The sequence below is a fragment of the Mucilaginibacter sp. AK015 genome (assembly GCF_014200785.1).
Classification (GTDB): domain Bacteria; phylum Bacteroidota; class Bacteroidia; order Sphingobacteriales; family Sphingobacteriaceae; genus Mucilaginibacter.
Window position 1 is genome coordinate 1468814 of record NZ_JACHCV010000001.1, and the last position, 11729, is coordinate 1480542.

An 11729-nucleotide genomic window follows, 5' to 3' on the forward strand; every position below is an offset into this window, starting at 1 on the left:
TTTGCTGTTAATTAATTTGGCAATCCCCACCATACAGGGGTAGTAATAGGCACTTCGGGTGGTGTATTGCTGTTACGGCTTCTTTCCACATCCGGATATACCAGCCTTTTAGGGAACTTACCGCCGGTAACTCCGTTTTTAGAGTACACCCATTCGCCCGGCTTGTAAGCAGGATCCAGCGAGTATACCGGGCTGATCTCGGGGTAGCCGGTACGTTCCTGGTCAAAAAATCCTTCAAGCGCGTGCGAATTTGGGTACGACGCCCATTTTTGATAAATGATAGCCCGCAAATTGGTTTGGAAATTACCACTGTTAGGGTAAGCGTACACCCCGGTTGTAGGTGCCGGCAGGTCGTACTGCGCAAAAGCCGCGTTTACGCCATCGGTATAAAGCGACGAAGCGTTGCCCACATTATAGCGCGCCGCAGCCTCGGCCTGTAAAAAATACGATTCGGCCTCGGTTAAAAAATAAACAGGGTCGCTTGGGCCAAAAGCAGGCGCTGTTGCAATATAATAGCCCGGCTGTGCCGTTTGCGGGGCATTAAAGTTACCCTGATCGATAGGTGTTGGGGCAGCGGTGCCAAAGTATTCTTTAATGCGTGCATCATCGTTAGCAACCAGCCAGCTGGTAAATGTTTTACTTGCGCGCAGATCGTTAGCACCCAGGTTCTTCACCGTATACTCATATATGGGGTTCCGCTGATCTGTTTCGTCTTTAAACACATCTACTACCGCGCTTCTGTCTAAAAACTCGGCGTTTGCAGCATAAAGGGCGCGTACACCCGCTTCCGCTTCGGCCGCATGTGTATTTACCATGCGCAGGTACATTTTCAGTTTAAGCGTGTTGGCAAATTTACGCCAGTTAGCCATTTGATCGGCAGGGGTTGCAGTGCCGTCGCCGCCAAACAACAGGTCCACCTTTGAATCGGCTGCCGAAAGGTCTACATCATAGTCAGTAGCCAGGGCAGCGTCTATCTCGGCAATTAATGCCTTGTAAACATCATAACCATCATCAAACTTTGGCTGAAGGTTTTTGGCACCCTGAAAAGCTTCGGTGTAAGGCACTTTATCGTATAAGTCTACAAGTACCTCATAGGTATAAGCTTTCATTACCGTACACATCAGTAAAAACTGGTTTTGGTTATTCGCTTTCGCCTTGTCAATAGCCAGCTGGTAGTCGGCCAGCGCGCCCGAGAATAGTTCGTTATAACCACGGTTAAAGTCCTGCCTTTGCAAGTTATACGAGTCGATGGTTTTGAACTGATTAGCCGCCGGCGACTGAGTCCAGTACTGCGACCAGATGCCGCCAATAATATTTAGCTCGCCGCCTGTCATTGCCGCGGTAGATATTACCCCCGACGGGAACAGCACCTGCGGGGTAGCCTTATCTATCGAGGGGTTGTTGGGGCTTACGTTAATTTCATTGATCTTACTGCAGCCCAGCGTTAAGCATGCAACGGCGGCAGTAAAAAGAATTTTTATATGGTTGTTTCTACTTTTCATGAATCAGAATGTTAAAATGTAACTTTTAGTGCGGCGCCGAAATAACGCAATGGCGGCGCTGTACGGAATTCGCCGTATTCGCTGGCCAGGTCTGTTCCGTAGTTTGATACTTCGGGGTCAACTACCTTATTACCTGCCGGAAGCCAGGTATACAAGTTACGGCCATACACCCCTATCGATGCCTTGGATACACCCAATTTATTGGTTAAGCTTTTGGGCAGATTGTAATTAACAATAACCTCGCGAAGCTTAACAAAGCTCCTGTCAAGGATATCTCTTGACCATGCCAGCGCTTTGTTAGATGTGGTATAATAATAATCGTCGTTATCGCTTTCGCTTATCGGGGTAGTGTTTTCAATATAGCCTGTAACATTGCCGTTTGCATCTTTAACCTGCTGTACCGAGTTAGGCACAATAAATGGGTTGCGATCGTTATAAGTGGTGCGGGGATCGGCACCAACAAAGTTAAACAGGTCAGCCGTGCCCGAGTAGAACTTACCGCCTTTATCCCACTCGGCAGTAAAGCCCAGTGTAAAGTTCTGTACCCTTATATTGCTGTTAAAGCCCATTACAAAATCGTGCTGGAAGTTACCATAGCTGCCGTTAGCCGATGCGGCTATCGGGAAACCCTGGCTATCTACAACAATGTGGCCTTGCGGGTCGTAAGCAGGCACAGGTGCCTGTAAAATACCAAGGGGCTGATCTTTTATGGCTACAAACTCGCCGCCGTAACCGTCTTGCTGTAGTATTACTTTATCTAAGCCGTCGGGCAGCGCGGTAACAACACTCCTGCTCTTCGAGAAAGTGTAGTTGATATCCCAGTTAACCAGCGATGTTTTTACCGGAGTTGCGCTAAACGCCAGTTCGATACCACGGTTGCGTACCGCGCCAAAGTTCACCAGCTCGAACGAGTAACCACCGCTTGGAGCGATCGGTACAGCTAAGATCTGGTCCTGGCGGGTCCGTTGGTAGTAGGTAAGGTCTATCCCTAACCGGTCGTTCAAAAACCTGAACTCGCCGCCAAATTCGTATTCTTTTACACGCTCGGGCCTTAAGTTAGTATTAAGCAGCGTGTTGTTGATGGTAAAGCCCGGCACTCCTTGTAACGGGAACCTGATGCTGCCAAACCCAAGCCCAACGCTGGTAGACGACAGCACGTTGTTGATATTGTAAGGGTCGGTATCGCTACCGGTTTCACCGTAGCTGCCTCTCAATTTTATATAACTAACCACCGAACTTTTCAGATCAAGCGCTTGCGACAGTATGTAAGACGCGTTTGCGGCAGGGTAAAAATAGCTATTGTTACCCGTTGCCAGCGTTGAGGTTATATCGTTACGGCCGGTAACGGTTAGGTATAAATAGTTTTTATAACCCACGGTAGCCTGCCCGTAAAAACCTACCAGGCGGCGATGGCTTTCAGATTCGGCGCTTGACGGTTTGTTTACGCTATTAGACAGGTTGAAGAACCCCGGGATAGCTAAGCCCTGGATGGATGTTGCCACGCTGCGGCTGCCCCTGTCGTTATAGTTTACACCGGCTACTGCGTTTATATCAAAATCAGCTCCAATCTTGTTAACAAACAAAGCCTGCAATTTGGTATCGTACTCGTAATTCTGGTAGTTATCTTCTTCAACACCGCCATCATCCGGCGCCCTTGACTGGCCTTCGGTATTGCCGCCGCCAACCCAGCTGCCCGGTGTAGGCGAATTGCTGTTGTACCAAATTTTTGTACCTGCGTTGCTTACGTCAGCCCCTTGCTGTAATTGCAGGGTAACCCATGGTGCCAGTTTGTAGTTCAGGTTAATATTACCGTAAAGCCTGTCGGTTTTAGTTCGGCTGCCGTTTTCGTATAAGGTATAATACGGGTTTTCGGCAAACGGAGTATAGTAGTTATCCGTATTGAAATACAGATTTTTGTAATCCCTCAGGTCTTTAATAGGGATATCGCCAGGTATTTGCAAAACACTTTCGTAAAACGTGTTGGCTACCCCCGTTGGGCCCTGACCGGTGGCCACAAAGCTTCCGTTCTTGGCCACATAGTTCAGCGTAGCGTCGGCCGAAAAGTTTTTGTAATTGGTACCACCCTTTAATGTAAAGTTATTTCTCGAAAAGCCATCAACATTGCCTGGTAACACCCCATCGCTGTGAATATTATTGTAAGATAATAAGTAGTTAGAGGCGTCGGTACCACCGCTTATGGTAATGTTGTTGTTAAAATCAAGGCCGTTATCGTAGGTATCTCTTATGTTATTTTTAATGAACGAAAATGGCTTTATAAGTTGCGTGTTGTTTACCACAGCGCCCCATGGCCTAAGCTGACCATCGTATTTAGGGCCCCAGTTACCGTTTTCGCCGGGTACAAAATGCCCGTCCCAGCCCTGGCCAAAAATTTCCTGCGGTTTGTAAACGTAGGCTACATTGGTAAGCGTTGCCGCCGAAGAAAAATCGACAGTGGGCTTACCGGTCTTACCCTTTTTGGTGGTAATAACAATTACCCCGTTTGATCCGCGCGAGCCGTAGATAGCACTGGCCGCCGAACCTTTCAAAAAGCTGATGTTATCAATCAGGTTAGGGTCGATATCGTTTGCGTTGTTACCAAAGTCGAAATTATCGTCAGACCCGCTCCTGGAATTGTTCAATGGAACACCATCTACCACATATAAGGGCTGATTGGTACCCCCTATGGAAGTATAACCCCTTAATATTACCTTGGTAGAACCACCCGCCGCACCTGATACGTTAGAGATATTTACGCCGGATATTTTACCCTGCAGGCCACCCAGCAGGTTGATAGGCGCCGACTTGTTTATCTCTTCATTTTTAACCGAAGTTTGCGCGTAGCCAAGTGTTTTTTTGGCCTTGTTTATACCCAGGCCGGTTACTACCACCTCGCCAAGCTGGCGGCTGTTAACCGTAAGCACAACATTGATAATATCCTTGTTTACCGTTAACTGCTGTTCGTTATAGCCCAGAAACGAAAACGTTAAAACAGCGCCATTAGCCGCTTTTATAGCATATTTACCATCGGTGCCGGTTTGCATACCAATTGTTGTTCCCTTAATTTTCACGGTTACCCCGGGGATGGGCTGCCCATCTTCTTTTGCAGTAACCGTACCGCTAACGGTGCGCTCCTGCGCAAACAGTTGTGTTTTGAAGAGCAGTAAAAAACACATGCAGATCAGTAAAATTTTTTTCATTTAGTTGTTTTTAGTATATGAAATCAGTTAAAACACCCCTGTGCACAGGTATGCATTTATGTAAGCAATAATAGCCGATGCGGAACAGTAAGGATGTGCGAGAATCACCATTCGTAACGGGATGCACCTGTTTTGAGGCAGGTGTAACACGTCAGGAACAATGTGCACTACGCCGACTGGCGGTAGATAAGCGGTGTTGTTTCGAACCGCTGTTTGAAAAGACGTATGAACGAGCTGGGGCACTCAAAACCGATAAGGGTTACCACCTCGTTAACCGAATAATTGCTTTTGCGCAACAGTTGCTGCGCCCTTTTTAAGCGAATATCAGTCAAAAACTGGTGTGGCGAGCGGCCAAAGGCCTGCTTAAATGTGCGCAGCAAATGATTTACCGACAGGCAAGCGTAAGCGGCGAGTTCATTCAGGTTTATATTTTTATCGTAATTGCTGTATAGGTACTCTTTGGCAAGGTTTAGCCTGCGCAATATTTCCAGGCGCGTACCTGCATTTTGTATAGATAGCAAACGGGCTTTTTCAAATATTTCTTTGTTATAAACCGAATTGTAGGTTATCAGGCAGTGATGCAGGTACTCGTTTATCAATAATTCGTCGTTCAGGCCGCTGTCTAAATTGGCCTTAAGGTGCGATAAATTAAATTTGATGTCGCCGTTAAAGGGGTATAAAGTTTCGTTAAGCTTGTTTTCGGCGGTATCTGTTATGCCGTTTAATAACTTACAGTTCGATAACGTATAGCTGCTATAAAAATCGTTTACAAAATCTTTATCAAAGGTAACAGCGAAAGATTGCACGGGCGTTTCAGAACTGATACAGGTATTGTATTGTGTACCCTTATTCAGCATAATAAACGAATCGGCATATATCAAAAGCTCCCGGCGACCAATGCTGCACCGTTCGTTACCCGAAAAAACACAGCGCAGGGTAAGGTCGGCAGCGGTTTGAACGTCCTCTTTACAGTAGGTTGTTTTACTGATTATCTTGTTATTATTCTTTAATACCTTTAGGTAGTCCATCTTATTCTTCGTTATATTCCCGTTCTTCTAAAAGCAGCCAGCGGTTAGCGGCGGGGTCGGTAAAAGCGGCGGCCAGGCCACCGGCAGTGTACTCGGGCGCGGACTGAAACTGGATTCCTTTTTGCTTTAATTCGTAATGATCTTTCAGGAAATCCTTTGAGTTAAGGATAACTGTACTGCTATGCTTCGCCCCATCATTGCTCTTGATTACCACCAGGTTTATATTAAATTGCTGGCCATTTAAAATGGTGCAGGGCTGCCCGTCAAAAAAGCTGGTTTCCTTTTTAATTTTGCACCCCAGTTTATCCTGGCAAAATGCCGTCTGCTCGTTTATATCAGCTGCAAATAGTGTGACATATTTTATCTCCATAGCCGTAGTTGTTAATATTAAAACAGAAGCTTAATTATTTGGAACACAGTGGTTACCAATAACAAAAGCTGCCTTTTTAATTGTTAATCAAATTTAAGCTGTGGTTTAGCGCGGCGTATCCCCCAGTCGGGGTGATTTTTAGAATTTTCCTGAGTTTTTTGCCGGTAAATTCAAATAAATTTGTTCTTTTTCGCGGCCGTTATTGCCTCTGAGCGCGAGTTTACATCAAGCTTGATGTAAATTTTTTTGATATGGCTCCTAACGGTTTCCAGGTCGATGAAAAGTTCTTTGGCAACCATGCTCCGGCTTTTACCGCTGGCTATCATTTCTAATATTTGAGTTTCGCGTTTTGAGAGTGGCGAGTCCTGGTTACGCCTGAAAGACGAGATAACCATGCGTGCAATATTTACACTCATGGGCCCTCCGCCCTCGCATACTTCGCGTATAGCCTCGATGATCTTTACCGAGGGGGTGCTTTTGGTAAGGTACCCCGACGCGCCGTTCATCAGCGCGTCGAATATTACCTGCTCCGATTCGTAAACCGTAATGATAAGTATCAAAACGTTGGGCAGCATCTTTTTTAGTTTTGGCAGCGCGGCAATACCGCCGGTGCCCGGCAGCTGTATATCAAGCAAAATAACATCGGGCCGGTCAGTACCAATAGTATGTTGAGCAATATCAAATGAAGGATAGGTGTTTACAACCTTATAGCCGTTATTTGCGTTTATCAGAAATTCGTAGCCGTTCCTGATGGTATCATCATCCTCTATGATCACTATTTTTGTTGGTGCACCCATGGTTATACCTGTTTCAGGTTTATGATAAGTTTGGTTATGGTTCCGGCGCCCTTGCTGCTTTCAACACTCAGCTGGGCGTTAATGCGTTTTGCGCGGGCCTTTATATTATTCATGCCATAGCCGGTGGCAAGCATGTCAGGCTCAAAGCCTACCCCATCGTCCCTGATGGCTAATAACAGCTTTTCGTTGTCCTGCCGGCTGGCAATTATGCGCACACTTGTTGCATGGGCATGTTTAAGCACGTTATTGATCAGCTCTTTAAATATCATCAGCAAATTGCGGCTATGTTCCATATTTAACCGGTATTGCTTCAGGTCGGTGTGTAAGCCGGTCATCTCAAAACTTATCGCCGTGTCTGCAAACTGCTCAATGCCAATTTCTTTGATATGCCTAAGTATCTCGTATAAATTATCGTTCCTGGGGTTGAGCGCCCAAAGGATATCTTTGGTACCGTTATAAAGCGACAGCGTGTTCGATTTTATCTGCTCTACCAGCTTTCTTTCTTCCTCTTTACCCTCGCCCATACGCGACTGCAATATTTCTGACAGGATAGATATGCGTGTTAATTTGTTGCCCAGGTCATCGTGAAAATCTTCGGCGGTTTGCTGGCGTATCTTCACCACCTCTTCTTTTTTTATCGATTCTAAAAGCATTTTGCGCCGCTTTTTCTTTTGATGCCATAAGGTTTGTATAATAATGCCGCATATTAAAAAAGCAAGCAGCACAATTATTTTGAATATGGTACCCTGGTAAAACGCGGGCACGATCTCGAACCGGGCCAGTACCGAGTTGCCCGACTGCCTCCCATTTCCGTCGATAGATATTATTTCGAAGCAATATTTGCCGGGAGGCAGCGAAAAATACTCAACGAAAGGATTCTTAACGGGCTGGCTAAATTTATCATTCAAGCCGGTTAAACGGTACTGGTAAGTAACGCTCTCGGGATCTTTTAAATGAATACCCAAAAACGATATGGCTATATGGTTCTGATCGTGACTGAGCTTTAACGGGGCGGCAGCCGAATCGTCCATCAGCGAGCGGTATTTCCCATTCTTACCATATATCCTCACCTCGTTCAACACGGTTTGCGGTGGGGTTGCGCGCGGGTTTACCTGCGCAGTTTTATATATTTTTAAGCCTTTGGTGGTACCTAACAGCATTTCATCGCCGCTAAGCAACAACGAGCCCTGGTTGGCTTCGGCTATCTCGCTTTTTGGATAGCTGTTGTTTAAAACCTTAAACATCAGCCGGCCCGACGATTTTTTTAAGCGATTAACACCCTTGCCCGTACCAACCCATATTTGCCCGTTATTATCCGCAGCCATACAATATATGCTGCTTGACTTAAGCCCTTCGGCAACATCAATGTTTACATACTTGTTGGTGTTTACCTGCCATACAAATACGCCTTTATCATCGGTACCAAATAAAATAGCGTTACCAACACGCAGCATACTGTAAACTGATGACCGATCTAAGAACGACAAAGCGGGCTCGAGCACTATTTTATTACCTACAGCCAACTGCACCCCGTTATGCGTACCTATAAGCACCGAATCGGCCCCGAGGGGTAACAACGTAGAAACAAAAGTGGGGGCACGGGTAATGGCTTGTACACCATTTTTGGCTATACGGTAACATCCTAACGATGTACCAAACCAAATTGCGCCGTCAGCAGCCTGGCTGATGACATTGATGATGCTGCTGGTGGTCCAGGGGAACATTTTAAGCCCGGCACCATCAGATCGCCACAATCCGCCAAAATTGGTACCTATCCATATATTTTGCTGCCTGTCGGTAAAAAGGCAGCTTACCAGCGATGTGTTCAGGTTATTGGTTGGCAACAAGTAGGGCGACAAAACGCCCTGCTCGTATTTCATGATGCCGGTACCGCTCACATTGGCCAGCACCTCGCCGTTTTTTGTTTTGGCAAGGCCGATAATGATCTGGCTGTTATTGGTTTGTACTTTTGGGTTTGCCGTTAAATAACCGTCGCCCTCGTACTTATAAGCGCCGCTGCCCGATGTGCCCAGCCACAAATTGTTGTCAACATCGTTATAAATATCAATCACCGGGTTGTCGGTAAAGCCGTTTTGCGAGTTAAACCCAATGATCTTGTTTGATTTGATGCAATATGCCCCTTTAACGCTGCCTATCCATAAATTGCCATCGGCATCCTGTTCAATGCAGCTAAAGGGCTTTGCAGCGCCGGCCAGTAAATTATCGGCATAAGGTTTTAGCTCGCCTCCCGCAAGCTGAAATACGTTGTTAGTGGAACAAAGTAAAATATTCCCTTTTTTAAATTTATCGAAAAGGATTTTTCCGATAACCGCCGTTTGGCCTTTAAAAGCTGACGATGCCTGCAACGTCCATTTGTTATGATCAAAACTGTACACCCCTTTATTATACACAGCGGCATAGATTACCCCGGCGTCGCTGATGTTAAAACAGGTAAGCAACTCATCGCTACCGGTTATTTGCATGGCCACCAGGCTTTTATCGCGTACCCGGTAAAGCTTGTTGTTAACCAGGCAATATATGGTACCATCCTTACCGGCGGCAATGGCCGTAGTAGTATTGTTTTTATGGCCCGGCGACACCGCAAAGCGCAGGTTTTTACCATTGGCGGTGCAAAGCAAGCCATCATCTGTACCTATCCATAACCTGTCGTGCTTATCAACAAAAACGGTGTAAACAAAATTGCTGCTTAACCCCTTTGATTTGGATATCTTAAGATAGTCCTTACCATCAAACCGGCATGCACCACCAAAGGTGGCGATCCATAAACGGTGTTTACTATCCTGAGCAAAATGTGTTACCTGCGACTGGATGAGTCCATCCTCGATATCGAGATGTGAAAAAGTGAATTTTTGACCAAAAGAAAATAACGGGGGAAATAATATTGCAATTAAAATTCTTTTAAAAATTTTACCCTTTTCCCAATTCATCAATTTAAGCTTATATACTATAAGATGCAAAACATCAAACTTTGTTAACAGCAAAATGCAATATCCCCCTAAAAGGGTGATATTGCATTTTAAAGGTGGTTTATAATTTAGGTTACGGTTATTTACTTACCAGCGCCGGCGTGGGGGTTAGGTTCCCGCTAACTGGGAACATTTTATATACATTGGCTATTTTCCATTGCTTTTGTGCATCACGTTCAAGCATCAGATAATTCTCCTGTACACCGTCGGGATAAAAAAAGCTCACTTTGGCAATAACAATGGCATCGCTTTCGGCCAAAATATTATATGCATAATCGCAATTTTGGGTTACGGCCTTTTGCTGCTTCATCTGGTCGACTAACGCACCCTTATTTTGAACCAGCACCTGTTCGCCCCGCGAAAGCTTAAAAACGGCGTCGTCGGCCAAAATCGAATTAAGTTTCTGGTAAGCCGATGTCATGTGGCTTTCAATAAAGGTTTGTATCACCTTATCATATAACCGGGCCTCTCTTGGTGGGGTAGCATACACCACCGCGGCCCCTAATACCCATGCTAAACAGGCTATTAATATCTTCCTTTTCATGACTTCTGTTTTTTTAATAAAAGTCGGTCAAAGAAAAACCACCGGATATGCTAAATACACCAAACGATATGCTAAACACACCAAACGCAAAAGCCATAACCTATTGATATAAAACAAAAAACCCCGCTTTTAGGCGGGGCTTAATTTAATTGCTGATATAATCTGGACTATTTGGCTGTAAGGTACAGCTGCATAAAGGTTACTATGCTGCTGCTCTCGTATGATTGCATTACCCCTCTCGGTGCAGGCAGGGCGTAATTTCGCCAGGTAAGGTCGCGCGCCTTATCGCGGTTTTTCCAACCGGTGTTAATGTTGGTCTTAACCCAATCAAGGTATTGGGTTTGTTTACCGTCGGTTATCAGCTGGGTAATGTACTGGGCAAATATGGCCTTTAATACACCCTGCTCGTTAAAATCGCCTTCGGCGGGTAAAATACCATTCGCACCCATTTTGGTTTTGGTGTAATCGGCGGCCAGTTTGGCATCGTCCAGGTAGGCGTTATCTTTTGTTTCATTATAAAGCGCTACGGCGGCCCCTATCGCTGTCCCCTGATTGTAAGTATAATCCTCATATCCGGGCGGGTTATCACCTATTTTATGATCGGCAACTCGGCCGCTGTTAACATCAAATAAATTGGCCTTAGCCCATCCGTAAATCGACTTTGCCTTATCCAGGTAGCTTGCGTCGCCGGTGATCTTATACAGGCGCATGGCTGCAATGACCGTAGGATAATTGATACAGGCATTTTTGCCGCTGTGCTGAAAATCCCAGAACATGCCGCCCTTTACGCTATCGTACGATCTGTTCCACACGCGGTTGAAACCCGCTATGGCCTTTTGCAGGTATTCGGGCTTGCCTGTTAACTGGTTAGCGCGGGCAAGCGCCATAACCCACCACATCATGTCATCGTAAATAAACCAGGTGGTGGTATTGTCCCAGTTGTAGCCGTCGTACTGGTTAAAGCCACCTTGGTACATATCGTTAACCATGGCAAGCTGCGCAGGGCCTTTGGTGCGCTCATAAACGTTCATCGCCATATCCCAGTAAATAGCCTGGGTCCATATGGCGGCGAGGCCGTCCTGACTGGTGGTGCTGTAATAAAGCTTTTTTGATGGATTGTAATAGTATTTGTTAAATGCCGTGTATGCGGCGGTGGCATCTGCCGCGGTAAATTCAGGGTCGGCCGGCTGGCCGTCATCAGGCTTTACAACCGGCGGCTTGCTCTCTGTGCCTTTGCTGCAGCTTATGGCCGTAATAAACAAGCTTGCCAGCAGTACATAAATTAGTTTTTTCATAGGTAGATG

At 45.9% G+C, this 11729-nt stretch carries 8 protein-coding genes; all 8 read right to left on the reverse strand.

The window, feature by feature from the left end; genetic code table 11:
- Positions 1–11 precede the first annotated feature (11 nt).
- The 8 genes from HDC91_RS06505 to HDC91_RS06540 all read right to left on the reverse strand — a co-directional run bounded on the left by HDC91_RS06505 (position 12) and on the right by HDC91_RS06540 (position 11720).
- Positions 12–1502 carry a SusD/RagB family nutrient-binding outer membrane lipoprotein gene (locus tag HDC91_RS06505; protein WP_183549527.1) on the reverse strand — a complete coding sequence of 497 codons (1491 nt, stop codon included), beginning with the start codon at positions 1500–1502 and terminating at the stop codon, positions 12–14.
- Positions 1503–1513: 11 nt separating this feature from the next.
- Positions 1514–4699: a SusC/RagA family TonB-linked outer membrane protein gene (locus HDC91_RS06510; RefSeq protein ID WP_183549530.1), complete on the reverse strand. Its 3186-nt coding sequence runs from the start codon at positions 4697–4699 to the stop codon at positions 1514–1516.
- A 167-nt stretch (positions 4700–4866) separates the two neighbouring features.
- Positions 4867–5727: a helix-turn-helix transcriptional regulator gene (locus HDC91_RS06515; protein WP_183549533.1), complete on the reverse strand. Its 861-nt coding sequence runs from the start codon at positions 5725–5727 to the stop codon at positions 4867–4869.
- A 1-nt stretch (position 5728) separates the two neighbouring features.
- Entirely contained in the window at positions 5729–6097 is a 369-nt protein-coding gene (locus tag HDC91_RS06520) for a VOC family protein (protein WP_183549536.1), read from the reverse strand.
- 170 nt (positions 6098–6267) lie between these two features.
- Positions 6268–6894 carry a response regulator transcription factor gene (locus HDC91_RS06525; RefSeq protein WP_162431647.1) on the reverse strand — a complete coding sequence of 209 codons (627 nt, stop codon included), beginning with the start codon at positions 6892–6894 and terminating at the stop codon, positions 6268–6270.
- 2 nt (positions 6895–6896) lie between these two features.
- Positions 6897–9842 (reverse strand): two-component regulator propeller domain-containing protein, encoded by a 2946-nt coding sequence (locus HDC91_RS06530; protein ID WP_183549539.1) that lies wholly within the window; start codon positions 9840–9842, stop codon positions 6897–6899.
- 118 nt (positions 9843–9960) lie between these two features.
- The gene (locus HDC91_RS06535; protein ID WP_183549541.1) at positions 9961–10425 is read right to left on the reverse strand and encodes a hypothetical protein; all 465 of its coding nucleotides are present in this window, start codon (positions 10423–10425) and stop codon (positions 9961–9963) included.
- Positions 10426–10592: 167 nt separating this feature from the next.
- Complete coding sequence (locus HDC91_RS06540; RefSeq protein ID WP_183549544.1) at positions 10593–11720, reverse strand: glycoside hydrolase family 76 protein; 1128 nt, start codon at positions 11718–11720, stop codon at positions 10593–10595.
- Between the last annotated feature and the right edge of the window lie 9 nt (positions 11721–11729).